Origin of the sequence: Neisseria sp. HMSC073G10 (assembly GCF_001812605.1) — a bacterium.
Lineage (GTDB): Bacteria > Pseudomonadota > Gammaproteobacteria > Burkholderiales > Neisseriaceae > Neisseria > Neisseria subflava_A.
The window spans coordinates 78,544-99,077 of sequence record NZ_KV809516.1; the positions used below are offsets into that span (position 1 = coordinate 78,544).

The 20,534-nt window shown below is 49.5% G+C and carries 35 protein-coding genes; 28 read left to right on the plus strand and 7 right to left on the minus strand.

The window, feature by feature from the left end:
• The first annotated feature begins 153 nt into the window (after positions 1-153).
• Together HMPREF2865_RS05020 and HMPREF2865_RS05025 are read left to right on the plus strand one after the other, a co-directional pair.
• Positions 154-786 (plus strand): hypothetical protein, encoded by a 633-nt coding sequence (locus tag HMPREF2865_RS05020; RefSeq protein WP_070646037.1) that lies wholly within the window; start codon positions 154-156, stop codon positions 784-786.
• 272 nt (positions 787-1,058) lie between these two features.
• Positions 1,059-1,493 (plus strand): hypothetical protein, encoded by a 435-nt coding sequence (locus tag HMPREF2865_RS05025; protein WP_283120638.1) that lies wholly within the window; start codon positions 1,059-1,061, stop codon positions 1,491-1,493.
• Between the two features lie 219 nt (positions 1,494-1,712).
• On the opposite strand, the gene mfd is transcribed toward HMPREF2865_RS05025, so the two are convergent.
• Complete coding sequence (gene mfd / locus HMPREF2865_RS05030; RefSeq protein WP_070646164.1) at positions 1,713-5,117, minus strand: transcription-repair coupling factor; 3,405 nt, start codon at positions 5,115-5,117, stop codon at positions 1,713-1,715.
• 138 nt (positions 5,118-5,255) lie between these two features.
• Positions 5,256-5,948, minus strand: coding sequence for a VIT1/CCC1 transporter family protein (locus HMPREF2865_RS05035; RefSeq protein WP_070646040.1), 693 nt, complete (start codon positions 5,946-5,948; stop codon positions 5,256-5,258).
• Positions 5,949-6,246: 298 nt separating this feature from the next.
• Here HMPREF2865_RS05035 and HMPREF2865_RS12155 point away from each other — a divergent pair, with 298 nt between their 5' ends.
• Complete coding sequence (locus HMPREF2865_RS12155; RefSeq protein WP_168163629.1) at positions 6,247-6,393, plus strand: hypothetical protein; 147 nt, start codon at positions 6,247-6,249, stop codon at positions 6,391-6,393.
• 265 nt (positions 6,394-6,658) lie between these two features.
• On the opposite strand, the gene HMPREF2865_RS05040 is transcribed toward HMPREF2865_RS12155, so the two are convergent.
• Positions 6,659-7,378, minus strand: coding sequence for a LexA family transcriptional regulator (locus tag HMPREF2865_RS05040; protein WP_070646168.1), 720 nt, complete (start codon positions 7,376-7,378; stop codon positions 6,659-6,661).
• Positions 7,379-7,599: 221 nt separating this feature from the next.
• On the opposite strand from HMPREF2865_RS05040, the gene HMPREF2865_RS05045 reads away from it, so the two are divergent.
• The 13 genes from HMPREF2865_RS05045 to HMPREF2865_RS05095 all read left to right on the plus strand — a co-directional run bounded on the left by HMPREF2865_RS05045 (position 7,600) and on the right by HMPREF2865_RS05095 (position 14,508).
• Entirely contained in the window at positions 7,600-7,863 is a 264-nt protein-coding gene (locus tag HMPREF2865_RS05045) for a helix-turn-helix domain-containing protein (protein WP_083309564.1), read from the plus strand.
• Positions 7,864-7,924: 61 nt separating this feature from the next.
• Entirely contained in the window at positions 7,925-9,913 is a 1,989-nt protein-coding gene (locus HMPREF2865_RS05050; RefSeq protein WP_070646046.1) for a Mu transposase C-terminal domain-containing protein, read from the plus strand.
• A gap of 35 nt (positions 9,914-9,948) precedes the next feature.
• On the plus strand, positions 9,949-10,863 hold the full coding sequence (locus HMPREF2865_RS05055) for an AAA family ATPase (RefSeq protein WP_070646048.1): 915 nt from the start codon (positions 9,949-9,951) through the stop codon (positions 10,861-10,863).
• 89 nt (positions 10,864-10,952) lie between these two features.
• Positions 10,953-11,219 carry a hypothetical protein gene (locus HMPREF2865_RS05060; RefSeq protein ID WP_070646052.1) on the plus strand — a complete coding sequence of 89 codons (267 nt, stop codon included), beginning with the start codon at positions 10,953-10,955 and terminating at the stop codon, positions 11,217-11,219.
• Between the two features lie 129 nt (positions 11,220-11,348).
• Positions 11,349-11,549, plus strand: a complete 201-nt coding sequence (locus tag HMPREF2865_RS05065; RefSeq protein ID WP_049227038.1) for a hypothetical protein — start codon at positions 11,349-11,351, stop codon at positions 11,547-11,549.
• Positions 11,543-11,881, plus strand: coding sequence for a type II secretion pathway protein L (locus HMPREF2865_RS05070; protein ID WP_070646055.1), 339 nt, complete (start codon positions 11,543-11,545; stop codon positions 11,879-11,881). Before HMPREF2865_RS05065 ends, HMPREF2865_RS05070 begins: the two co-directional genes overlap by 7 nt.
• Positions 11,878-12,051 carry a hypothetical protein gene (locus HMPREF2865_RS12160; RefSeq protein ID WP_168163630.1) on the plus strand — a complete coding sequence of 58 codons (174 nt, stop codon included), beginning with the start codon at positions 11,878-11,880 and terminating at the stop codon, positions 12,049-12,051. The genes HMPREF2865_RS05070 and HMPREF2865_RS12160 overlap by 4 nt, the downstream gene beginning before the upstream one ends.
• Positions 12,044-12,214: a hypothetical protein gene (locus HMPREF2865_RS12165; protein WP_168163631.1), complete on the plus strand. Its 171-nt coding sequence runs from the start codon at positions 12,044-12,046 to the stop codon at positions 12,212-12,214. Before HMPREF2865_RS12160 ends, HMPREF2865_RS12165 begins: the two co-directional genes overlap by 8 nt.
• A 29-nt stretch (positions 12,215-12,243) precedes the next feature.
• Positions 12,244-12,702: a class I SAM-dependent methyltransferase gene (locus HMPREF2865_RS05075; RefSeq protein WP_210399352.1), complete on the plus strand. Its 459-nt coding sequence runs from the start codon at positions 12,244-12,246 to the stop codon at positions 12,700-12,702.
• Positions 12,699-12,896, plus strand: a complete 198-nt coding sequence (locus HMPREF2865_RS05080) for a pyrophosphate-energized proton pump (protein ID WP_070646061.1) — start codon at positions 12,699-12,701, stop codon at positions 12,894-12,896. The genes HMPREF2865_RS05075 and HMPREF2865_RS05080 overlap by 4 nt, the downstream gene beginning before the upstream one ends.
• Before the next feature lie 236 nt (positions 12,897-13,132).
• On the plus strand, positions 13,133-13,720 hold the full coding sequence (locus HMPREF2865_RS05085) for a hypothetical protein (protein ID WP_283120639.1): 588 nt from the start codon (positions 13,133-13,135) through the stop codon (positions 13,718-13,720).
• 1 nt (position 13,721) lies between these two features.
• Positions 13,722-13,967 carry a hypothetical protein gene (locus HMPREF2865_RS05090; protein ID WP_070646066.1) on the plus strand — a complete coding sequence of 82 codons (246 nt, stop codon included), beginning with the start codon at positions 13,722-13,724 and terminating at the stop codon, positions 13,965-13,967.
• 19 nt (positions 13,968-13,986) lie between these two features.
• On the plus strand, positions 13,987-14,508 hold the full coding sequence (locus tag HMPREF2865_RS05095; RefSeq protein WP_070646068.1) for a host-nuclease inhibitor Gam family protein: 522 nt from the start codon (positions 13,987-13,989) through the stop codon (positions 14,506-14,508).
• 89 nt (positions 14,509-14,597) lie between these two features.
• Here the strand turns inward: HMPREF2865_RS05095 and HMPREF2865_RS05100 are convergent, their stop codons facing one another.
• From HMPREF2865_RS05100 to HMPREF2865_RS11970, 4 genes are all read right to left on the minus strand, one after another.
• The gene (locus HMPREF2865_RS05100; protein ID WP_002213624.1) at positions 14,598-14,813 is read right to left on the minus strand and encodes a hypothetical protein; all 216 of its coding nucleotides are present in this window, start codon (positions 14,811-14,813) and stop codon (positions 14,598-14,600) included.
• Between the two features lie 3 nt (positions 14,814-14,816).
• A complete protein-coding gene (locus HMPREF2865_RS11610; protein ID WP_003741259.1) occupies positions 14,817-14,993 on the minus strand; it encodes a hypothetical protein in 177 nt (58 codons plus the stop codon).
• A gap of 3 nt (positions 14,994-14,996) precedes the next feature.
• Entirely contained in the window at positions 14,997-15,575 is a 579-nt protein-coding gene (locus tag HMPREF2865_RS05105) for a Rha family transcriptional regulator (protein WP_003745272.1), read from the minus strand.
• 158 nt (positions 15,576-15,733) lie between these two features.
• Complete coding sequence (locus HMPREF2865_RS11970; protein ID WP_002213620.1) at positions 15,734-15,901, minus strand: hypothetical protein; 168 nt, start codon at positions 15,899-15,901, stop codon at positions 15,734-15,736.
• A gap of 412 nt (positions 15,902-16,313) precedes the next feature.
• Here HMPREF2865_RS11970 and HMPREF2865_RS05110 point away from each other — a divergent pair, with 412 nt between their 5' ends.
• From HMPREF2865_RS05110 to HMPREF2865_RS05165, 12 genes are all read left to right on the plus strand, one after another.
• Complete coding sequence (locus tag HMPREF2865_RS05110; protein WP_070646071.1) at positions 16,314-16,712, plus strand: gp16 family protein; 399 nt, start codon at positions 16,314-16,316, stop codon at positions 16,710-16,712.
• A 113-nt stretch (positions 16,713-16,825) separates the two neighbouring features.
• Positions 16,826-17,194, plus strand: coding sequence for a Mor transcription activator family protein (locus HMPREF2865_RS05115; protein ID WP_283120640.1), 369 nt, complete (start codon positions 16,826-16,828; stop codon positions 17,192-17,194).
• 162 nt (positions 17,195-17,356) lie between these two features.
• Positions 17,357-17,902, plus strand: coding sequence for an N-acetylmuramoyl-L-alanine amidase (locus HMPREF2865_RS05120; protein ID WP_049360271.1), 546 nt, complete (start codon positions 17,357-17,359; stop codon positions 17,900-17,902).
• Positions 17,899-18,102 (plus strand): hypothetical protein, encoded by a 204-nt coding sequence (locus tag HMPREF2865_RS05125; protein WP_070646078.1) that lies wholly within the window; start codon positions 17,899-17,901, stop codon positions 18,100-18,102. Before HMPREF2865_RS05120 ends, HMPREF2865_RS05125 begins: the two co-directional genes overlap by 4 nt.
• A 33-nt stretch (positions 18,103-18,135) precedes the next feature.
• The gene (locus HMPREF2865_RS05130) at positions 18,136-18,372 is read left to right on the plus strand and encodes a hypothetical protein (RefSeq protein ID WP_070588120.1); all 237 of its coding nucleotides are present in this window, start codon (positions 18,136-18,138) and stop codon (positions 18,370-18,372) included.
• The gene (locus HMPREF2865_RS05135; RefSeq protein WP_070646081.1) at positions 18,344-18,763 is read left to right on the plus strand and encodes a hypothetical protein; all 420 of its coding nucleotides are present in this window, start codon (positions 18,344-18,346) and stop codon (positions 18,761-18,763) included. The genes HMPREF2865_RS05130 and HMPREF2865_RS05135 overlap by 29 nt, the downstream gene beginning before the upstream one ends.
• Positions 18,660-18,977 (plus strand): hypothetical protein, encoded by a 318-nt coding sequence (locus tag HMPREF2865_RS12470; protein WP_349267462.1) that lies wholly within the window; start codon positions 18,660-18,662, stop codon positions 18,975-18,977. The genes HMPREF2865_RS05135 and HMPREF2865_RS12470 overlap by 104 nt, the downstream gene beginning before the upstream one ends.
• Positions 18,974-19,303 (plus strand): hypothetical protein, encoded by a 330-nt coding sequence (locus tag HMPREF2865_RS05145; RefSeq protein WP_070646086.1) that lies wholly within the window; start codon positions 18,974-18,976, stop codon positions 19,301-19,303. The genes HMPREF2865_RS12470 and HMPREF2865_RS05145 overlap by 4 nt, the downstream gene beginning before the upstream one ends.
• An 11-nt stretch (positions 19,304-19,314) precedes the next feature.
• Positions 19,315-19,581 carry a hypothetical protein gene (locus HMPREF2865_RS05150; RefSeq protein WP_070646088.1) on the plus strand — a complete coding sequence of 89 codons (267 nt, stop codon included), beginning with the start codon at positions 19,315-19,317 and terminating at the stop codon, positions 19,579-19,581.
• A complete protein-coding gene (locus tag HMPREF2865_RS05155) occupies positions 19,578-19,775 on the plus strand; it encodes a hypothetical protein (RefSeq protein WP_049227001.1) in 198 nt (65 codons plus the stop codon). The genes HMPREF2865_RS05150 and HMPREF2865_RS05155 overlap by 4 nt, the downstream gene beginning before the upstream one ends.
• A 1-nt stretch (position 19,776) precedes the next feature.
• Positions 19,777-20,283, plus strand: a complete 507-nt coding sequence (locus HMPREF2865_RS05160) for a DUF1804 family protein (RefSeq protein ID WP_049226999.1) — start codon at positions 19,777-19,779, stop codon at positions 20,281-20,283.
• A gap of 5 nt (positions 20,284-20,288) precedes the next feature.
• Positions 20,289-20,534, plus strand: coding sequence for a hypothetical protein (locus HMPREF2865_RS05165; protein ID WP_063076054.1), 246 nt, complete (start codon positions 20,289-20,291; stop codon positions 20,532-20,534).

Sequence of the window (20,534 nt, forward strand, 5' to 3'; positions counted from 1 at the left end):
AAGGTCGTCTGAAAATTTTTCAGACGACCTTTTTATACTGCTTCTGTATTTACATTTAAAGCACGCGTACGTGCGTACCGCGCACACCCTACCTGCAGCTTTCATGCGGACTAATGCTTGCTGGTGATAAAGTTATTAAGGAATTTGTCAAATATGGAAAAGATTGAGAAATTTAAATCTGAATTATTGGATAACATCTTTGAGTACATTCAGTGTATATCCATTTTTGTCCATAAGAAAAAGATATATTATTTGATTGATTATAAGTCTAATTTCATATTAAACATAAAATTAGACTTAGATTTGGATTTTAAAAACGGTAATATTACGTTAGAACAATATCAGGATGAAATGAATAGTTATTATTACCGAAACGGCATCTGGCAGTTAACTAAGGACAATTTTGAAAACTATCTTCAATCAGATTCGGTCGTCGTACTGGAAAAAGACGAATTGAAGGCGCTGATGTTACAGGGCTTTAATTTAGATGAGATAGCAAGATTATATTCCGTTGTCGAGAACAAGTTGTCGTATGATGATCCTATTTCGGATTCTGGCCAACAAAGTGATTTCTTAAAAATCAATCAGATTTCTTCAAGATTACCGTTGTTCTATATTAATTTTGATACAGAAGTTTACCTTCATATGGATTGGGACAGATGTCATGAAGATTATGTCTATGATGGCTGGTTTTCTAAGGCAATGGACTTTGGGTATTTGATACCGGACGAATTTTGTTATTGGAAAATTGAAGGACGGGATTATTGGAAATTTCAGCAATTATAAAAATAAACAAACGATACAAGTCGTAGTCTGCCCAAAACTTGAAGGTGGGGCTGAGGTGCGTACGAAGTTAGAAGGTTAGACAAGTGATATTTCGCATCATTTGATAAAAGGTCATCTGAAAGCCTGAAAATCGTTTCAGACGACTTTTTATTACGCTTAAAGCCCACGTTTGTGCGTGCCGTATACACTCTACTTACAGGTTTAATGTGGACTAAGGCTTGCTTACACCCCTTCTAAAAATATTAAAAATTAAAAGCCACAGGAGATTCGAGATGTCGAGAGATATAGGTTTAAGTATAGATTTATCGATGAATAATAAAAAAATTTCTCGTTATGAAATACTGAAATATTTATGGGAGGATGGTTGGCGTTTTCTTGATAATGGACAATTTACTTATTTGCTGCTTGGTAATGACGACTGGGATTGGAATTCGGCCTCTATGTCGGAACAAGAAATTTTTGATTTTTTAAAAATCAAAAGTAATTCGGATGAAGTTATCGGGTTTGTAATGACATGGTCTGATACCAATATCGGTGGAGACATCTTATTTTTTCCTAATTTTGAATTCTTATTCAGCATTAATATCAATATTAAGGAAATTTATAATAAAATAGTGGATATAAACTGGTATCTAATTAAATTACTGCCTGTTTTTGACAAGAATGGCGTTCTATATAATTCTATTGTCTATAATGAATACAGATAATTACCGAAAATTTTGAAAAATCAAATGATGAAAAGCTAATTAATACAATTATGTAATTGATTTATTTAATCTTTTTAAAAAATAGCGGTAGATGTAGGTCGGATTCTCGAATCCGACAGCTTCATGGGAGATTTTGTCAGATACAAGTATTCGACCTACAAATTTTTGATAAGGAAAGGTCGTCTGAAAATTTTTCAGACGACCTTTTTTCACTAGCCCCTACTTTGCTATCACCCTTTCTTTCAAAGTCTTCAATACGTTTTTCACCGTATTAATCCGCACTTCGATATTTTCCATCTCCGCGGTAAATCGCAGCTTATCCGCCCCTGCCAGCCGGTATTTTTTATCTGTCTGAATCAGCAGGATGATTTCGGTTGGATCGACATTGTTGTTTTTGCCAAAGGTTATCGTTACCGCTTCGCTGGTCGCATCAATGGCATCGATACCCAATTCTTTTGCTGCAAGTCGTAAGTGGTGGCTTTCAATGAGGGTTTTGACGGGTTGTTCGGACAGACCGAAGCGGTCGACCAGTTCTTCATGTATGGCGTTGATTTGCTGCACGGTTTCGCAGACTGCGAGGCGTTTGTAGAGGACGAGGCGCTCGTGAATGTCGGGACAGTAGTCTTCAGGCAATAATGCCGGGCTGTGCAGTTTGATTTCTGTGGTAATGCCCAACGGTGCGTCGAGGTCGGGCTGGCGGCCTTTTTTGAGGTCGCGCACGGCTTGTTTGAGCATTTCGGTGTAGAGCGTGAAGCCGACCTGTATCATTTCGCCGGATTGTCCTTCGCCGAGGATTTCGCCTGCGCCACGGATTTCCAAATCCTGCATGGCAAGGGTGAAACCTGCGCCGAGTTCGTCTGCCGCCGCGATGGCATCGAGGCGTTTTTCTGCGTCTTTGGTGATGTATTCGGGCGTGAGCAGGTAGGCATAGGCTTGGTGGTGGCTGCGGCCGACGCGCCCGCGAAGCTGGTGCAGTTGCGCCAGCCCGAATTTGTCGGCGCGGTTGATGATGATGGTGTTGGCGTTGGGGATGTCGATGCCGGTTTCTATGATGGTGGAACAGAGCAACACGTTGAATCTTTGCTGCAAAAAGTCGCGCATGACTTGTTCCAGCTCGCGCTCGCGCAGTTGTCCGTGCGCCACGCCGATGCGGGCTTCGGGCAGCAGGGTTTCCAGCCGCTCGCGCATATTCTCAATCGTATCTACTTCATTGTGCAGGAAAAACACTTGCCCGCCGCGTTTGAGTTCGCGCAATACGGCTTCGCGCACGCTGCCTTCGCTGAACGGTTTGACAAAGGTTTTGACGGCGAGGCGGCGGCTGGGCGCAGTGGTAATCAGCGAGAAGTCGCGCAGGCCTTCGAGCGCCATGCTGAGGGTGCGCGGAATCGGCGTGGCGGTCATGGTAAGGATGTCGACATTGGCACGCAGGCGTTTAAGTTGCTCTTTTTGGCGCACGCCGAAGCGGTGTTCTTCATCGATAATCACTAAACCTAAGTTTTTGAATTTGATGTCGTCCTGAACCAGTTTGTGCGTACCGATAACGATATCGACCGTGCCGTCCGCCATGCCTTCCAGCGCGGCTTTGGTGGCTTTGCTGTTGTTGAAACGCGAAAGGCTGGCAACTTTTACGGGGAAATCGGCGAAGCGGTCGGCGAAGTTTTGCGCGTGCTGCTCGACCAGAAGCGTGGTCGGTGCGAGGACGGCAACCTGTTTGCCGCCCATCACCGCCACAAACGCGGCGCGCAGCGCGACTTCGGTTTTGCCGAAACCGACATCGCCGCACACGAGGCGGTCCATAGGTTTCGCCTGTGTCAAATCTTTAATCACTGCGGCAATGGCGGCGGCCTGGTCTTCGGTTTCTTCATAGCCAAAACCGTCGGCAAACGCCTGATAGTCCATCTCGTTGATTTCAAACTTGTGTCCCGATTGGGCGACGCGTTGGGCGTAGAGGTTGAGCAACTCGGCGGCGGTGTCGCGCGCTTTTTCGGCGGCTTTGCGTTTCGCCTTGTTCCACGCGCCGCTGCCGAGCTTGTGCAGGGCAACGTTTTCATGCGCCTGGCCGGAGTAGCGACTGATTAAATGCAGTTGCGAAACAGGCACATAAAGCTGTGCTTCGCCCGCGTATTCGAGTAACATCATTTCGTTGGTTTCATCGCCAAAGTCCATTGTGACCAAGCCCATATATCGGCCGATGCCGTGTTCTTCGTGCACGACAGGGTCGCCAATATTGATTTCGGCCAGGTCGCGCAACAGGCCGTCTGAAACGGCGGCGTGTTTCTTACGATGATGTTTGCGCGAGCGGGCAACATATTGATAAAGATCGGATTCGGTAATGACCGCGATGTTTTGATCTTCTAATTTAAACCCGTAAGCCAACGGCGCCACTGTAATCATCAGCGGCTCATGCGCCGACAAAAAGCCCTGCCATTCGGACACGCTTTTGGCTTTTAAGCCGTTTTGCTGCAAGAAGCCGAGCATGGTTTCGCGCCGTCCCAAACTTTCGGCGCACAGCAGAATCCGTCCGTTAAAGGCCGTCTGAAAATCTTTCAATGCCTGCAACGGTTCATCCGCTTGGCGGTTGACGGCCACGTTTGGCAACGTATGTTCATCACCAAAAATATCCGGCAATACTTGACCATAATTTTTCAGACGGCCTGCAAAGACATCAGAAGAAAGATACAAATGCTGTGGAAGCAAAGGTGGATAAGTTTCATCGCCCTGCGCCATGGTGTAACGCGATTTGACGTCGCTCCAAAAGCGGTTTGCCTCGGCATGAACGTCGCCCAAAGAGACAAACAACGCATCTTCGCCGATATAGTCAAACAGCGTTTCCAACTCGTTTTCAAAAAACAGCGGCAGATAATATTCCACGCCCGCGCCGAAATGGCCGTTGCTGACGGCTTTGTACACAGCGGCATCGTTCGGATTGCCATCGACTTCTTCACGAAAGCGGCTGCGGAAAATCTTTTGCGCCTCGCTGTCGGTTGGGAACTCGTGCGCCGGCAGCAGGCGGATTTCGGAAACGGGGGAGATGGTGCGCTGCGTTTCGGTGTCAAAGGTTTTAATACTGTCGATTTCATCGTCGAACAAATCGATGCGGTACGGCATCTCACTGCCCATCGGGAACAAATCGACAATACCGCCGCGCACAGCGAACTCACCTGCCGCGACAACATGGGAAACATGGTTGTAACCTGCATCCACCAAATCACTTTTCAGACGGCCTATATCCAAAGTCTGCCCTGTTTTCAGCCAAAACGTGCGCCCTGCCAGAAACGGCACAGGCGGCAGCTTCTGCATCGCCGTGGCAACCGGTACGAACAACACGTCCGCCGCGCCGCTCTTAATCTGCCACAACGCCGACAAGCGCTCCGACACCAAATCCTGATGCGGAGAAAAACGCTCGTAAGGCAGCGTTTCCCAGTCCGGCAGGAACACCGCCGTATCATGCGGACGGAAAAACAGCCAGGCCGTCTGAAGGCGTAGCGCCTGTTCCACATCTTGGGTCAAGACAACCTTGAGCTGCTTATGCGGCAAATAACGCGCCAAAGCCAAGGGCAGCGAGCCTTGAGACAGATTGAGCCAACGGGATTTTTCACGGGGTTTGGGAATCGGATAGGTCATGACAAAACAGTTTGTAATAAATAAATAAATAAATACAAGCACCATAGGCCGTCTGAAAAATTTTCAGACGGCCTTTAGCGATCAAATCAATTTTCAATTTTACTGGATACAGGTTTAAAAGAATATAAGGCCTTACAATCAGACGGCCACGCCTGCCAGTTTTCCAATAAATCCGGTTATCACCAATGCCGCAACGCCCCACAGACACACGCGCAAAACGGCAGGAACGACAGGCGCGCCGCCAAGCTTGGCGGAAACATAGCCCAGTCCGGCCAGTCCGCACAAAGTGGAAACTGCCAAGGCCGGAACAATGGCGCTAGAAGCTGTCAATGCGACCAGTAACGGCAAAATCGCTCCGGCACAAAATGAAGCGGCAGAAGCCAGCGCAGCCTGCATGGGTTGGGCGGCAGAGGTTTCGGTAATGCCGATTTCGTCGCGCGCGTGGGCGGCGAGTGCATCGTGTTCCATCAAGGCTTTGGCCACCTCTGCGGCAAGCGCATCGGACAAACCGCGGCGGCGGTAAATTTCCATCAGCTCTTCAAGTTCGGCATCAGGATTATTTGCCAATTCGTAGCGTTCTTTGTGCAAATCGGCTTTTTCCGTATCCGATTGGCTGGACACGGAAACATACTCCCCCGCCGCCATTGACACCGCACCCCCGATAAGCGCCGAAACGCCCGTCAAAAGCAGGGTTTGGAAATCTGGCGCGGCAGCGGCTACGCCCGTCAACAGCGAGGCAGTAGAAATCAGGCCGTCATTGGCACCCAATACGCTTGCCCGAAGCCAGTTGTTGCGGTCGCTGAAATGGCGTTCGCTGTGGTGTGAATACATATATGCTCCGATAAATTGGCTGTTTCCAGATGATGATAACATTGTATTGTTTTTTGAAATCAATGTCAGTTTATCCCTTCAAATCAAGCATTCTTAAATCTTTCTACTGCCATTTCAACCTATAAAAACCAACACTCCTCTTTGGATTTTTTCAGACGGCCTTAACGCTTTTATAAGCAAATTTATTGTTCCAAGTCATGGCATTATCACAAGACAGTTTTGTGCTGCTTGGTTTATTGGCTTAAAGATGCTATCTTTATGAATCTTTCCACTCCTCAATCCATTGAAAGGATGTATCATGTCCGAAGAAAACAAAATCAAAGTAAACGATTTGCCTGAAGAGAAAAAAGAGCAAACCGAAGAAACTGAACTGCCCGTTATCAACAACGAAGAAAAACGCGGCGGTCATGGCGAAGGCGGTTGCTGCGGCGCATGCGGCGGCTAAATCTTCCCGACAAAGCCTCCGAGGCCGTCTGAAAAGTCTTACTTTTCAGACGGCCTTTGTGGGGGACTGTTAGTTTTTGCACAAGGAACAAATAGAGTAAAAAAACGCTGAAATCTCGGAAAGACGTGGATTTCGGCGTTTTTTTGTATCCGGAAAAGTTACGCCAGTTTTTTCACGAAACCGCGCCGGAATGCGCGGTTTTCTGTTTAAAGCTGACGAGATTAGGGAATTTTTAAAACTGTTTTAAGAGGTTTTTAAAATGGATTTAATCAATACTCCGGCCATACCACTCAACACGGCCTATGATGGCGATGTCGTCTTGGGTATTGCTTAAATCTATTTCAAACGGTGCGTAACGTGGATTTTCGGACGTTACAAGCAGTTTGCCCGGTATGCGTTGCACACGTTTGACAAAGAGGTCATTGCCTATACGCAAGACATATAGGCCGTCACGCGGGTCGGTTTCGGCGTGATTGATGAGGATGGAGTCCCCATGATTGAGCACGCCCTCCATCGAATCGCCTTTAACGGTAATTACAGACAGCTTTTCCGGCTGTTTGGTCACATAGTTGTCAATCCAATATTTCCGGAAGGCCAAGCAGAATAAAGGTTCTTCGCCGAAGACCGGTGCGCCATACCCTGCTGCTGCGGCTACGTTGTAGCGCGGCACGAATACAAACTCCGACAAGTCGACAGGGTTGCCCATAGTGTCGGTGATTCCATCAGAATTTCTGCTTACAGAGAATGCTCCGGCGTTTTCCGGCCTGGCTTTATCGAGATACGGTAAGCCTTTGCCGGTCAGCAGCCAGTTTAAATCACAACCGGTAACTTCTTGAATTTTTACTAGGTAATCGGCTGTTGGGATAGCTCCCTCTTTCCAAACTCTATTAAATCCAGAAGCCGACATTTCTATTTTGTTATAGATGTCAGATGGCTTAGCCCCATGAGGCCAAAGAAATTTGAGCCTATCTAAAAAAGTATCCATAGCATTCCTGATATAACTCATTTAAGCAAAACATTAAGCAAAAAACAAACTCTTTTGCTTAAATAAGATTACTCAAATAATCAATATGTTGTAAAAATAATCACGTTTTTGAGAAAAATATTTTAGCAAAAGAGTTGCAGGAAACTGTTTTGCTAAATATAATTCACTCACTTACTAAATAACAGCGGTTAATAAACCTACTTAATTAAGGAATTGCGAGAATGAAAAAAAAGCAAGAAACCATGACTGATTGGCATCGTGCTGACATTGTGGCTCGTCTTAAAAAGGCAGGCTGGTCTGTAAGAGCGTTATCTATCGAGGCTAATTTAGCACCAAATACATTAGGGAAAGCTTTAGATGCTCCTTATCTGAAAGGCGAAAGAATCATTGCAGCAGCAATTGGAGTACCCGCAGAAGAAATCTGGCCATCTCGTTTTGAGAAACGAAACCATAAGTCAACCTTCCCAAGATCTATAAATAGATAACTGTTTTGCTAAATAGTTCCAAAAGAGTAACGCATTTAAGCAAAAATAGAAAGCGGAAAAAATGAAAATATCTGCATCTGATATTGCGAAATTAGGAATTCCGAGCCTACCAACTGATAGACAAGGGATTGAATACCATGCCAAGAAAAATAATTGGCAACACTGTTTTGAGCAAATAGGAAGAGGCCGTCCTAAAAAACTGTATGAAATCGCTTCCCTCCCTGCCGAAATCCGCGCCGCCATTATGAAACGGCAGTCGGACGAGCTGGCGGAGAAGATGCCGAAAACCCTGCCCCAAGTCAGACCGGGTACGGCGATGTCGGCTCAGGTACTGGCTGAAGCGGCCAAGCTGTTGAACGAGAAACAACGGTCGGTGGCGGATGCGCGATGTGCGGTGGTGGCGGCGGTGTTGGGGATTAAATATCAATACGGTTGCTCTGCGAAGGCTGCGGTGGCTCAGTTTTTGGGCTTGCTGGCAGAAGGTAAATTGGACGCGGTCACGCTCGGTAACTTGGAAAAGGCCAATGACCGCAGCCGGTCGGCAAAGGTTGGCGAACGTACTTTAGACGGCTGGATTTCTGCTTATTTGAAAGCGGAAAACGCGACGGAGCGGTTGGTTGCCTTAGCTCCGAAGACGACGAAGGCGGTCAAGCCGATTGAGAGCTACGGTTGGTTGCCGATGTTTATGCAGTTTCACAATATTCCGTCGGCTCCGAAACTGGCACACAGCTACCGCCGGTTTGTGCAGTGGGCAGAAGCGGAAAATATGCCGGTTAACGATGTACCTACCTTGAGTATGGTGCGGCGCGTTTGGGACAAGCTCCCGTTGATTATGCAGGAGCGCGGCAGGAAAACGGGGGCGGCTTATAAATCGCTGCTGCCTTATGTGAAACGTGATTGGGGGGCTTTGAAGCCTAACGATGTTTGGATCGGCGACGGCCACAGCTTTAAAGCGAAGGTGGCACATCCGGTACACGGCAGGCCGTTTAAGCCGGAAGTGACGGTGATTATTGATGGTTGTACGCGGTTTGTGGTGGGTTTTTCGGTTTCGTTGGCTGAAAGTTGTGTGGCGGTATCGGACGCTCTGCGTATCGGGGTCAAGCACTTTGGTTTGCCGATTATCTACTACTCGGATAACGGTGGCGGTCAGACAGGCAAGACGATAGACCATGAAATCACGGGTATTACGTCCCGATTGGGTATCCGCCATGAAACGGGTATTGCGGGCAACCCGCAAGGTCGAGGCATCATTGAGCGATGGTGGAAAGACAATCTGATTGAGATGGCGCGCCAGTATGAGACGTTTGCGGGCGCGGGGATGGACAGCAGTACGAAGAACCTGATGTACCGCAAGATGGAAAGTGCGTTCAACGCCTTGGAAAAAGGCAAGGATTTGACGGAGGAACAACAGAAATATTTGAAAAAACTGCCGAGCTGGTCGCGTTTTATTGCGGATGTGGTCAAGTGTATCGACGAATACAACAACCGCCCGCATGGCGAGCTGCCCCGACATCCTGACGGCGGGCATTATACGCCGAAGGCTTATCGGGAAATGAGGCTGGAACAGGACGGGATCGCGCCGGATATGTTGTCGGCGGAGGAGCTGGCGACGATGTTTATGCCGCAAGAGGTGCGAAAGGTACAGCGCGGTTGGCTGGATTTGTTCAACAACTCTTATTTCTCGACCGAGCTGGCGGAGTATCACAAGGACGAGGTACGGGTCAGCTACGATTTGAGCGATGCGTCGGTGGTCAATGTGTTTGATATGGACGGCAAGTTCATCACGAAGGCACAAGTCAACGGCAATAGCCGCGAGGCTTTCCCGACGGCGCGTATCGACCAACTGGCGGAAAAACGCCGAAAAGGCAAAATCAAGCGGGCGGAAAATGCAATCAAGCTCGCGAATGCGGAAGTCAATCCGGCTTTGGAACAGGCTGCGGTTTGGGACGAGCTGGGACATTTGGGCGGAAACGTCATCGAGGCGGAGTATGCGGTATTGCCGAAAACGGGCACAGACAATTTTGTGTTGTTTGAGGCGGATAGAAGTTAAAACGGTTTTAAACCTCTTTTAAAAGGACTAAAAAAATGAAACAAATCAATCATACATTGCAACAAAAACTGGCTGAATTTAAAGCCAAATCAGGCATGAATCAAACCCAACTTGCACGAGGTATCGGTACTTCGCCGGCATCCATCAGTATGTATCTGAACGGCACTTATGCGGAAAAAGGCGGGAATTATGAAACCATCGAGCCGAAAATCGAGGCGTTTTTGGAAGTGCAGGACAGTAAGGCGCAACGTGAAGAGCTGGTGTTGGGTTTTGTATCGACTAAGACGACACGACGTATTGCAGAAGTGATGCGCGATGCGCACGAAGGCGGCGAAACGGTGGTGATCTACGGTCAGGCAGGTTTGGGCAAGACGCAGGCGGTCAAAAACTACTGCGAGAAAAACCCTGCGGCCATCCTGATTGAGGCTAATCCGAGCTTTACAGCACTTGTCCTAATGCGCAAGTTGGCGACGGCGGCGAAGGTATCGGCGATGGGCAGCCTGAATGATTTGTTTGAGTCTGTATCTGACCGCCTGCGCGATTCGGGCCGTCTGATTGTGGTCGATGAAGCGGAAAACCTGCCCTTGCGCGCCCTTGAGATTATCCGCCGACTGCATGACGACACGGGTTGCGGGTTGGTTTTAAGCGGTATGCCCCGACTGGTGGCTAATTTGCGCGGTAAGCATGGCGAGTTGGTACAGCTTTATAGCCGAGTGTCGGTTGCGCTGAATTTGGGCGACTCGATGCCGGATGAAGAATTGGAAGAAATTGCACGGGCAGCCATGCCGGAAGCTGATGATGCGACGATTGCGGAACTGGTTAAACAAAGCAACGGCAATACGCGACGGATGAGCAAGTTGATGCGCGGCGCGGTACGAACGGCAAACAAAAACGGCATCAAAATGCAATCGGGCATCATCAAAAAATACTCGACATTGATTATCCGATAGGTCGTCTGAAACGGTAAGTCTTTGACAGGGCTATATATTTTTTTACTCTATGATTTTAATAAGTTATTGTTTTAAAAGGAAAACGCAAAATGCAAGTTTTGAAAAAAGTTGATTGGAAGATGTTTGTGGCGCCACGTTTTTGGCGGTATGTGCCGGTCGGAATGGTGGTCGGGGTGTGGTGTTTTGTGGGTGGAATGGCGTTGTATGGCTGTACCCAAGAACCCGAACCGGTTGCGAAAGAGCCGACTAAGGTCGAGTCGATGGAAATACGAGCTGATTTGGAAGTTTTGAAAATAGAAAGCGCCTACGAGGCAATGAGTGTGGAGCAGAAGATGGAAGGAGTGGTTTATGAATAAGTTTAGAAGGCCTAAACGGGGACTTAGCCGAATCAAGAAATTGGCATTGAAACGGGCGGTCGAGGAAATCCGCGCCAAATACGGCGAGCGGGCGATTATGAAAGGTTGGAAACCACAGGAGGTACAAAAATGATGGAAATTTGGATGATTTGGATGATTTTAGGGGCTGCGCTGGGCGCGGTGATCGGGATGTTTATCTACGCGGAGGGCATCTTGCTTGAAAACGAGCGTCTGCGCGGGATTTTGAGAGTGGAAGTTGCAGGACGGGAGGTATTGGAAGCGTGGATGGACGCGGCATACCGCAGCCGTAAAGGGGGTGGGAAATGTTAACCAAGTTAAAACCCTGCCGCGTATGCAAACAAATGAAGCCTGAATCGGCGTTTGCGTGGACTTTGGACAAAAACGGAGTACGGAAGCGAACCCAACGTTGCGCGAAATGTTGGGCGGAGCAGATGGAAAAGGAGGCTCGGGCAAATATGGAACGGCATCGAGAAGAACGCGGGACAAAGTTGGAATGGGGACGACCTGCCGTCGCCCGCTCGGTTTGGGGCGACAGTTGGCCTACCGCTCCTGAGATTATGGATAACCGGTACTGGACGGCAACGGACACGCGCAAAGCGGATGCCGAATGGGCGTTGAAATTTAGGGAGTCTGCGAAATGAGCTTCAAAAGACGGAACAACGATTGGCAGGCATGGGGACAACACCGCCGGCGAGCAACGAAGTTTATGGTGAAGCGAAACCGCGAACAGGAAGTCGCCGAATATCAGGCGCAGTTTGAAGATAAGGACGGCAAAGGTCGTCTGAAAACGGAAGGAAACAAAGATGAATGAAAAAGATTTGGTCGAATGGCTCGAAGACCGTGGCGAGCTGATGGTTATGAAGAAGGACGGCGAGGGTTTTGTGATTGCCGCCCGCGCGCCGGACGGTATTTGGAAAACGGCGGAGGCGGCAACGCTGACAATGGCAATAGAAGCTTGGGAGGAAATACGATGAAGGTATTAGATCCGTGTTGCGGCAGCCGGATGATGTGGTTCGATAAAAATAACCCTAAAGCTGTTTTCGGCGATAAACGCAAAGAAACCCATCTACTGAAAGACCGAAAATATCTGCGCAAACTGGAAATTACTCCCGATGTGGTTATGGATTTTACAAATATCCCTTTCCCTGACAGCACGTTCGCAGTAGTGGTTTTCGATCCGCCTCATTTACAAAGAGCGGGAGAAAAATCTTGGCTTGCAAAAAAATATGGGGTGTTGGGCAATGAGTGGAGAGAAGATTTGTGTAAAGGGTTTGCTGAGTGTTTCCGGGTATTGCGTCCTGAAGGCATATTGATTTTTAAGTGGAGTGAAAATCAAATCCCTGTGAAAGAGATTCTTGCTCTGACTAACGTAGAACCACTTATTGGACACGTTAGCATGAAACATAAGCAAAACCAAACGCAGACCCATTGGATAACATTTTTGAAGGAAGAAGCGTCATGAGTATTGGAATGATGATTTATCTCTTGATCTGTGGGCTGATTGGTTTGGCACTGGTGGTTTTGGCTCTGACGAGCATGATTGAAAACTGGTTTAAACAACGGACTAAAGCTGTTGTTTTGGATGCCTGCAGTATGTTTTGGGGGCTGGTTGTTGTCTTTGTGGCGTTTTTGGCGATTCTCGGGGTGGTTAAATGAACATCAAATGCCCAAACTGCGGGGCGGTACACAGCTTGGACAGCTTAATCAATGACGCAGACGCATCGGCTGTATTGAGGGCTGTGTTGGAAATGGACGTGGAGATGGGTAAGGCGGCGATACGTTATGTCGGCTTGTTCAGACCCGCTAAATCGCAGCTCTCTTGGTCTCGCACGGCGAAGCTCTTGAACGAACTGCTGTCGATGATGAAAGCGCAGACTGCGGAGCGCGACGGGGTGTCCTCCCCCGCTCCCGCCGAGGCTTGGCTGCACGGCTTTAACGAAACGGTCAACGCCCGCGACCAAGGTCGTCTGAAACTGCCCTTAAAGTCGCATGGTTATTTACTGGAGATTGTCAGCCAGTGGCAGGGATCGGGATTGCCCTCTCCCCAGCCCTCTCCCACGGGGAGAGGGGGCGAAGGCAGCACACCATCCAAGCTACGGCAGGGTGTGGCAGCCTTGGGCGCATGGGCCGGTGAAGATTGGGCAAAACAGGAAATCGCGTCAGGATTTGCATTGCTCGCCGCGCTCAATCTGCCCAACCGCCCCGCAGCGCAAGACCTGCCGGTAATTGCAGAGATTTGGTATCGGAAACTGAAGGAGACAAACGAAATCGTCTCGCCGGAGTATGACCCGATACGGATTCAGACGGGGTTTAAGGTGTTGCAGGCGGCGGAAACATGGCCGCAACCCGCCGAACTGCTCCGAAACCTGCCGCCACGGTTGATACCCAGGGCGATGCTGGCAAAGCCCGCGCCGGACAAGGAAAAAGGTCGTCTGAAAATGGCAGAAGTGAAAGATGTTTTAAACAAGAAAGGTCATTGAAATGAAGAAGTGGAAAATTGAAATCAAAGAAACTGAAAGCGGTGTAGTAATCGATGCGCCGTTTATCACCGCAAGTGATGAGATGACGGCGTTGGAGTGGGCGGTAAAAGAAATTGTTGCGTTTACTGCTTATGCGTTGGCTGCTGCGGCGACATCCGAAGATTATGTCGAGGGCGCAAAAGAGCGGATTGCAGCCGCCGAACAAGGGCTTTTTGATATTAAAAACGAAGGACAATCAATTAATTAATCAGGAAAGGACAAAGAAAATGGCTAAACAACGTATCAAACAAGCGGCAATCGAAGCCGCACAAGACAAAACCGAGGTAACGGCGCATATCCGCACCATCGGCGACCTGAACCGCGAAATCAAACGCTTGGAAACCGAAGCGGGAGATAAAAAAGCGGTGATTGAAGAAGAGTACGCCACGCTTGCCGCGCCGCTGAAAGCCGAGTCGGAACGCCTGACCGCCGCTGTCGCCGCCTACTGCGAGGCACACAAGGACGATCTGACGGAAAACGGCAAGACCAAGACGGTGGATTTTGTGACCGGACTCGTCAAATGGCGCATCCGCCCGCCTAGTGTCAAAGTAACAGGCGTTGCCGCCGTCTTGGCTTGGATGTCGGAAAAAACGGCATATCAAAGCTTTATCCGCACCAAGCAGGAAATCGACAAAGACGCCATCCTGAATGAGCGTGAGCAGTTTGCCAATGGTCAAGTGCCGGGGATTAAGATTGTGTCGGGGCTTGAGGATTTTGTGATTGAGCCTACGGAGCAGGAGCTTACCTAGCCGGTTCAAATAGGCTTTAACCCATGATTAAAGGTTGTCTGAAAACAGTTTAAAACCTGTTTCAGACGACCTTTTTTCATGTCCTACATTCAGGCTGCTTTCTCTTCCTGCTCGTACACGGCGTTGTAGAAAGCGGCGGACAGCTTGTCGGCTTTCTCGGAGGCGGTTTCAATCACGGCAGACAAACCGTCTTCGATTCCTTCCATGTCCATATCCAAAACTTTCAGATGGTTGAGCGTGAACACCAGCAGGTTCAGGGCTTTGAGGCTGTCTTGGTCGAAAGTCAGAGTATAGGTGGTATTCATGGCTCACACCTCCTCTTCTTTCTGTTTTCGGTCAAGTATGTTGGCGTATTCGGACAACACCAGCAGCAGGCAGCCGCATTGCTCCATCTCTTCACGCGCCATTGCTTTGCGGTCCAACAGGTTGGTGCCGATAAAATTCAAAGCGTTTGAAAGCTGGTTCAAGGCAAATTCGGTATTCATGGCTTAACCCTCCAATCCCAAAGACTGTTGACCGTGTGCCGCTGCCAAGGCGTGGCGGTTGCGGTATTTCGGGTCGGGGCGGTATTCGGTCAGACCCAAATCGGCGAGGTGTTTGAGGCGGTGGCGAACGTTGGACGGAGCAATACCCAAGAGCTTGGCGGCTTCCGCCTGATTCAAGCCCATTTCGATGTAGCGCAACAGGTGCGCCATATCGGGGCGGGCGGAAAGGTAGGCGGTTTTGAGTTTTTCTAATGCCGGCGCGTGGCGGCGGGCAACTTCGGCTTCCAGGGCATTGAAGGCGGCGATGTATTTTTCCTTCCACTGCGCGGCTGCCGAGCCGGTAAAGCCCATGCACAGGAACACGAAACCGTCGCGGGTGATTTCGTACATCGGGCGTTGCTCGCCTTTTGCGTCGGTGTATCCAACGGGCGCAAAATTGCGCTCGTTAAATTCTTTAGAGCATTCAAGATGTTGGATTGCACGGAGAATGTCTTTGTGTTTCTTGCCGAAGTGGTTGCTGATTTCTAAAGAGGTGGTAACCAAACGGTCGCCGGAAATGCGTACTAAGGTTTGAGTTGTCATGATATAATGACCTTTCTGTTTACTCGGTTAAATGGACAGGAAAAGGATTCTGCTAAAATCGCTTTTCCATATTCCCCGCCAAGTTCGCGCTTGGCGGGGATTTCTGTAACGGCGTTTGCCGTTGGAAGAATAATAAACGTGGACACGTTAAGAGTCAATTACTTTTTGATTTTTTCTTTGATGATTGATTTAACCCATTGGGAAAAATCGATATTTTGGGCATATTCCAAAAGTTCTTTTTCCGTTTCGGCATTGAACGAGACTTTCTTAATTACCCGTTTCTGCTCGTAACGCTTTCGGTTTTCTGCCAACTTTTCATCAACCATAGGCAAACTCCTTGATTTTCAGCACGTTCTATTTTAAGATTGGGACTGGGCGGTGTGCTGACCGCCCAGCTGGTTATCCCTAGTAAGCGTTACTGCTTGCCAACATCAGGACAACCAAGATGAGAATCTGAAGGTAGGACTTCATTTTCTTCTCCCAGTAGAGCCCCGCTTCGGTGGGGCTTTTCCCGTATCGGGCTTTACTGCCCCGATGAATTGAATTATAAACGTGGACACGTTAAAAGTCAACCCTTTCCCCAATAAAATCAAAGAAAAATGCCGTCTGAAACGTTTTCAGACGGCCTTTTTTATGTCTGCCCGTTTCGCAAAAAAACAGTGGTTTACTACAACATATAGTATTTTATCTGTATAATATGCTTTAATTAATCAATATATTGTGTTTTAGGGGTTTGGAATGCGCCGTGCGTTGATTGCGAAAATTAAAATCGCTCAAAAGGAGCTTGGCTTGGATGATGCGACGTATCGCGCGGTCTTGGAGCGCGTGACGGGAAAGCGGTCGTGTACCGAGTGCAGTATCCCCGAGCTGGAACGCGTAGTAGAGGATTTGCGCCAGCATGGGTTTACGCCGAAAAAAACGGCAGGCCGTCGCCCGAACCGCCGAAGCTCTGCCGATCCTATGATGCGGAAAATCGAAGCCCTGCTGCTGGATAACGGCTGGAGCTGGAATTATGCGCACGGTACGGCGAAAAAAATGTTTAAGGTTGACCGCGTGGAATGGTTGTCCGACGGCAATATGCACAAGCTGGTGGCGGCGTTGCAGATTGCTGCGAACCGAAAGAAGAAGGAGGCATAGGAATGAGTGTAAGTTGGGAAATGACAGAGCAGGACTTTGAGGATGTGAAACATCTTCTGCCGCAGAGCGTGGTGGCGATGATTACGGTCATCGGGCTTGAAGCGGCGTTTCACATGGTCAAGGTTTGGGGCGGGACGAATTACCCGATTTCCAATCGCCGCCGCAATACGCGCCAGAGCCGAATCTTACACGCACAACTGGTCGAGGACATTGGCGAGGAGGCTGCGGGACGATTGGAGCGAGCTTATGCCGGTCAACCTTTCTTGGCCATTCCTCGCTGCTGGGACGCGATGCGCGAGCTGCGCAATCGATTTATCCGCCGGCAGTATGATGCGATGAGTGCGGAGGGTTTGAGCGATTTGATTATTGTGCGCGAGCTGGTATTGGCTCATCGCCTGTCTACGCGCAATATCCGATACATTTTGAAAGAGGCCGACCGCGAGGCGGCGGCAAGAGCGCAGACGGATTTATTTGCAGCTTGATTGTGTTGTGTGTTTCTTGTGAGTGGACCTTTGCCCTGCTTTTTGCAGGGCTTTTTTTTGTCTGCGGAACAGTAAGTGCATTTGTGCCGACCGTCTTATGCCGTCTGAAAAGGTTAAATAAGGTTTTGAAAATAAATTGTGATTTGATTTTCGGAGATGTTTATGGGCAAAACTGTAACTTTAACCGCCGGACACAGCAACACCGACCCGGGCGCGGTCAACGGAAGCGACCGTGAGGCGGACTTGGCGCAGGATATGCGCAACATCGTGGCATCTATCTTGCGCGATGACTACGGCTTGACCGTTAAAACCGACGGCACGGGCAAAGGCAATATGCCGCTGCGCGATGCGGTCAAGCTGATTCGCGGCTCAGATGTGGCGATTGAGTTCCACACCAATGCGGCCGCCGCGAAAACGGCCACTGGCATTGAGGCGTTGAGTACGCCGAAAAACAAACGCTGGTGTCAGGTGTTGAGCAAAGCTGTTGCCAAGAAAACCGGCTGGAAACTGCGCGGCGAAGACGGCTTTAAACCCGACAATGCGGGCCAGCATTCGCGCCTGGCTTATGCACAAGCCGGCGGCATTGTGTTTGAGCCGTTTTTTATCAGTAACGACACTGATTTGGCCTTGTTTAAGACTACTAAATGGGGCATCTGCCGCGCGATTGCGGACGCGATTGCGATGGAATTGGGAGCGGCGAAGGTATGAAAAAGTCTTTGATTGCTTTATGTATTGCCCATTATGCAAAGTTTAAAAACGGTTTTGGCGTCCCGCCGTTACCTGAAATCAAAATCACGCCAAGCCCTGTTCGGGTAGGCTCTTTAAAACAACATCCGAGCCTGCGCTTGGGTAAATCAGGCGTGGCAGCCGCGAAACGTGCGGCGCGTAAACGCAAGGCGAGAAAGTAAGAAATATGATTGACGGTTGGGATGGTTATTAAGATGCGCATTTTTGACATTTTCAAAAACCCCGCGACAGGAGGCATTTCACATTCGAAGTTATGGGCAAACGTTGCCTGCGCGGCGGGGACGTTTAAGTTTGTGATGTTGCCCGATCCATCGGCGGAAATTTGGGCGGTGTATTTGGGCATTGTCGGCGGCTATGCGGTGGCGCGCTCGTTTGTCAGCGTCAAACGTCAGGAGGTCGAGAATGAATCTCGTGAAACTGCTGGCGAATAACTGGCAGCCGATTGCCATCATCGCACTTATCGGCACGGGTTTGGCGGTGTCGCACCATCAAGGCTACAAGGCAGCCTTTGCCAAACAGCAAGCGGTCATCGACAAGATGGAGCACGATAAGGCGCAAGCCCTGCTGTTGTCGGCTCAAAACTATGCGCGCGAATTGGAACAGGCGCGTGCGGAAGCTAAAAAATCTGAAGTCAAGGCGCACGCCGTCGGCATGGCTTTGGCGAAAAAACAGACGGAAGTCAGCCGTCTGAAAACGGAAAACAAAAAGGAAATCGAAAATGCGCTTACTCAAGACCGCCAAAAAGCAGGCAGCAGTTGTATTGACGGCTTTGGCTCTCACAGCCTGCAGCTCTACAACCGCGCCCTCGGCTACGGAAATTAAGGTTGTCGAAAAGGCGGTCATGCCGATACCGCCTGCCGCGTTAATGGTCGCACCGGTGCGCCCGAATGCGCCGAAAGACGGCAAGACGGCCATGCTGTTGGAACACGCCGCCGAGTTTGGCGGCTATGTTGCCGAACTTGAAAACCAAAATCAGGCTTGGCGCGATTGGGTCAACAGTCAAGCGGAAGTTGACGGTTCGGAGGGTGCGCGATGACGACTTATCGTGATTTGGTGCAACGCACGGTCGCCTGCCGTCATGCGGACTTGGAATTGGGCTTAAGCCGCGCACGCGAACAAGAGCCGTTTGTCATCCATGTTTCCGACCTGTTGGATAAGGCAGGCATTGAGTACGCGGTACGCATGGATAAGGATTTTCAGACGACCTTTTGTGTGGAGTTTTCCGCGATCGCCCCTGCTGATGTGATTGGTATTTTGCGAAAGTATTATTCAGTCTTTTTTGACGGCCAAAAGGTCGAGGCGGCGAGCCGAAATCCCGAAGGCTATGCGGTGCGTATCGTATTTGGCGATGTGCCTGTTTAAAGGGGTTTTAAATGGATTTTGAATTTGGATTTAGGACCCTGTGGCCGATTGCGACAGCGGCGTTTTGGTTTTGGGTCAACGGCATTTCAAGCCGTCTGAAAGAGGCGGACAAGCGTATCGACGATCTTAAAGAGGAGTTGCACGCGGTCAAGCTCTCTTATCACACCAAGCAGGATGCCAAGGCAGACAGCACTAATATTGCGGCGGCCTTGGAACGAATTGAAAACAAGTTGGAAAAAGTAAACGAAAAACTGGACAGGAAAGCGGACAAATCATGAGCGACCCGATTTTAGAAGCCTTGGCGCGTATCGAAGCCAAGCAGGATGACCTGCTTGCCAATCAGGCGCGCATGGACGAGGAATTGCAGCAAATTAAGAAAGACTGCAAGAAATCTGCTGCGGTTTATGGTGGTCTTGGCGGCGTGATTGTAACGACGGGTTGGGAACTGCTGCGAGCCAAGTTCGGAGGCTGATATGGCACACCCGAAAGAAACCCGCGAAAAGCTGCGCCGACTGTACGTCAGCGACGGGCAAACACTCGAAATCGCGGCGATGATGTGCGAAATCCCGACTGCGACCGCCCGTAGCTGGAAACGCGCCGCCAAAGAGACCGGCGACGATTGGGACAAAGTACGCGCCGCCTACACGCTGGCGGGCGGAGGTATCGAAGACTTGAGCCGCTCGCTGTTGGCGGGGTTTTTGGTGCAGTACCAATCGACGATGACGATGTTGCAAGACACGTCGGTCGAGGAGCTGATGCCGTCCGAGCGCGCCAAATTGTTGGCGAGCCTGTCGGATGCGTTTACAAAGACCGTAGCCGCAAACGCCAAAGTGATGCCGGAAACGTCAAAATTGGCGACGGCGATTGAGGTGTTGGAATTGTTCGGAGAAGTGGTCAAGGAGCGATACCCACAACACTTGCAGGCTTATGTCGAGTTGGTCGAGCCGCTGGGCGTGGAAATTGAAAAGAAATACAGGTAAGCGATATGCAAAAAGTTGAATACACGCATAAGGGCTGGTTTTTATTTTGCCCGATTTGGATTGCCGATTGGGAAAGTGAAACTCCTGTTGTCGCACCACGCTATAAGCTGGAGCCGTTGTTTTGGCTGGCCGACCAGTTTTTTTACTTTATGTCGTCCATGAATGAAATGAAAACGGGAGAGCCGTTGCCCTTTTGTTTCATGGTTAATCAAAAGCCGCTGAAAAAGCCGGTTGTCCACTATTACGAATAA

Bases quoted from the DNA above. Each gene is read 5' to 3' on its own strand.
- HMPREF2865_RS05020 (WP_070646037.1), top strand. From the start codon at position 154: ATGGAAAAGATTGAGAAATTTAAATCTGAATTATTGGATAACATCTTT.
- HMPREF2865_RS05025 (WP_283120638.1), top strand. From the start codon at position 1,059: ATGTCGAGAGATATAGGTTTAAGTATAGATTTATCGATGAATAATAAA.
- mfd (WP_070646164.1), bottom strand. From the start codon at position 5,117: ATGACCTATCCGATTCCCAAACCCCGTGAAAAATCCCGTTGGCTCAAT.
- HMPREF2865_RS05035 (WP_070646040.1), bottom strand. From the start codon at position 5,948: ATGTATTCACACCACAGCGAACGCCATTTCAGCGACCGCAACAACTGG.
- HMPREF2865_RS12155 (WP_168163629.1), top strand. From the start codon at position 6,247: ATGTCCGAAGAAAACAAAATCAAAGTAAACGATTTGCCTGAAGAGAAA.
- HMPREF2865_RS05040 (WP_070646168.1), bottom strand. From the start codon at position 7,378: ATGGATACTTTTTTAGATAGGCTCAAATTTCTTTGGCCTCATGGGGCT.
- HMPREF2865_RS05045 (WP_083309564.1), top strand. From the start codon at position 7,600: ATGAAAAAAAAGCAAGAAACCATGACTGATTGGCATCGTGCTGACATT.
- HMPREF2865_RS05050 (WP_070646046.1), top strand. From the start codon at position 7,925: ATGAAAATATCTGCATCTGATATTGCGAAATTAGGAATTCCGAGCCTA.
- HMPREF2865_RS05055 (WP_070646048.1), top strand. From the start codon at position 9,949: ATGAAACAAATCAATCATACATTGCAACAAAAACTGGCTGAATTTAAA.
- HMPREF2865_RS05060 (WP_070646052.1), top strand. From the start codon at position 10,953: ATGCAAGTTTTGAAAAAAGTTGATTGGAAGATGTTTGTGGCGCCACGT.
- HMPREF2865_RS05065 (WP_049227038.1), top strand. From the start codon at position 11,349: ATGATGGAAATTTGGATGATTTGGATGATTTTAGGGGCTGCGCTGGGC.
- HMPREF2865_RS05070 (WP_070646055.1), top strand. From the start codon at position 11,543: ATGTTAACCAAGTTAAAACCCTGCCGCGTATGCAAACAAATGAAGCCT.
- HMPREF2865_RS12160 (WP_168163630.1), top strand. From the start codon at position 11,878: ATGAGCTTCAAAAGACGGAACAACGATTGGCAGGCATGGGGACAACAC.
- HMPREF2865_RS12165 (WP_168163631.1), top strand. From the start codon at position 12,044: ATGAATGAAAAAGATTTGGTCGAATGGCTCGAAGACCGTGGCGAGCTG.
- HMPREF2865_RS05075 (WP_210399352.1), top strand. From the start codon at position 12,244: ATGATGTGGTTCGATAAAAATAACCCTAAAGCTGTTTTCGGCGATAAA.
- HMPREF2865_RS05080 (WP_070646061.1), top strand. From the start codon at position 12,699: ATGAGTATTGGAATGATGATTTATCTCTTGATCTGTGGGCTGATTGGT.
- HMPREF2865_RS05090 (WP_070646066.1), top strand. From the start codon at position 13,722: ATGAAGAAGTGGAAAATTGAAATCAAAGAAACTGAAAGCGGTGTAGTA.
- HMPREF2865_RS05095 (WP_070646068.1), top strand. From the start codon at position 13,987: ATGGCTAAACAACGTATCAAACAAGCGGCAATCGAAGCCGCACAAGAC.
- HMPREF2865_RS05100 (WP_002213624.1), bottom strand. From the start codon at position 14,813: ATGAATACCACCTATACTCTGACTTTCGACCAAGACAGCCTCAAAGCC.
- HMPREF2865_RS11610 (WP_003741259.1), bottom strand. From the start codon at position 14,993: ATGAATACCGAATTTGCCTTGAACCAGCTTTCAAACGCTTTGAATTTT.
- HMPREF2865_RS05105 (WP_003745272.1), bottom strand. From the start codon at position 15,575: ATGACAACTCAAACCTTAGTACGCATTTCCGGCGACCGTTTGGTTACC.
- HMPREF2865_RS11970 (WP_002213620.1), bottom strand. From the start codon at position 15,901: ATGGTTGATGAAAAGTTGGCAGAAAACCGAAAGCGTTACGAGCAGAAA.
- HMPREF2865_RS05110 (WP_070646071.1), top strand. From the start codon at position 16,314: ATGCGCCGTGCGTTGATTGCGAAAATTAAAATCGCTCAAAAGGAGCTT.
- HMPREF2865_RS05115 (WP_283120640.1), top strand. From the start codon at position 16,826: ATGGTCAAGGTTTGGGGCGGGACGAATTACCCGATTTCCAATCGCCGC.
- HMPREF2865_RS05120 (WP_049360271.1), top strand. From the start codon at position 17,357: ATGGGCAAAACTGTAACTTTAACCGCCGGACACAGCAACACCGACCCG.
- HMPREF2865_RS05125 (WP_070646078.1), top strand. From the start codon at position 17,899: ATGAAAAAGTCTTTGATTGCTTTATGTATTGCCCATTATGCAAAGTTT.
- HMPREF2865_RS05130 (WP_070588120.1), top strand. From the start codon at position 18,136: ATGCGCATTTTTGACATTTTCAAAAACCCCGCGACAGGAGGCATTTCA.
- HMPREF2865_RS05135 (WP_070646081.1), top strand. From the start codon at position 18,344: ATGAATCTCGTGAAACTGCTGGCGAATAACTGGCAGCCGATTGCCATC.
- HMPREF2865_RS12470 (WP_349267462.1), top strand. From the start codon at position 18,660: ATGCGCTTACTCAAGACCGCCAAAAAGCAGGCAGCAGTTGTATTGACG.
- HMPREF2865_RS05145 (WP_070646086.1), top strand. From the start codon at position 18,974: ATGACGACTTATCGTGATTTGGTGCAACGCACGGTCGCCTGCCGTCAT.
- HMPREF2865_RS05150 (WP_070646088.1), top strand. From the start codon at position 19,315: ATGGATTTTGAATTTGGATTTAGGACCCTGTGGCCGATTGCGACAGCG.
- HMPREF2865_RS05155 (WP_049227001.1), top strand. From the start codon at position 19,578: ATGAGCGACCCGATTTTAGAAGCCTTGGCGCGTATCGAAGCCAAGCAG.
- HMPREF2865_RS05160 (WP_049226999.1), top strand. From the start codon at position 19,777: ATGGCACACCCGAAAGAAACCCGCGAAAAGCTGCGCCGACTGTACGTC.
- HMPREF2865_RS05165 (WP_063076054.1), top strand. From the start codon at position 20,289: ATGCAAAAAGTTGAATACACGCATAAGGGCTGGTTTTTATTTTGCCCG.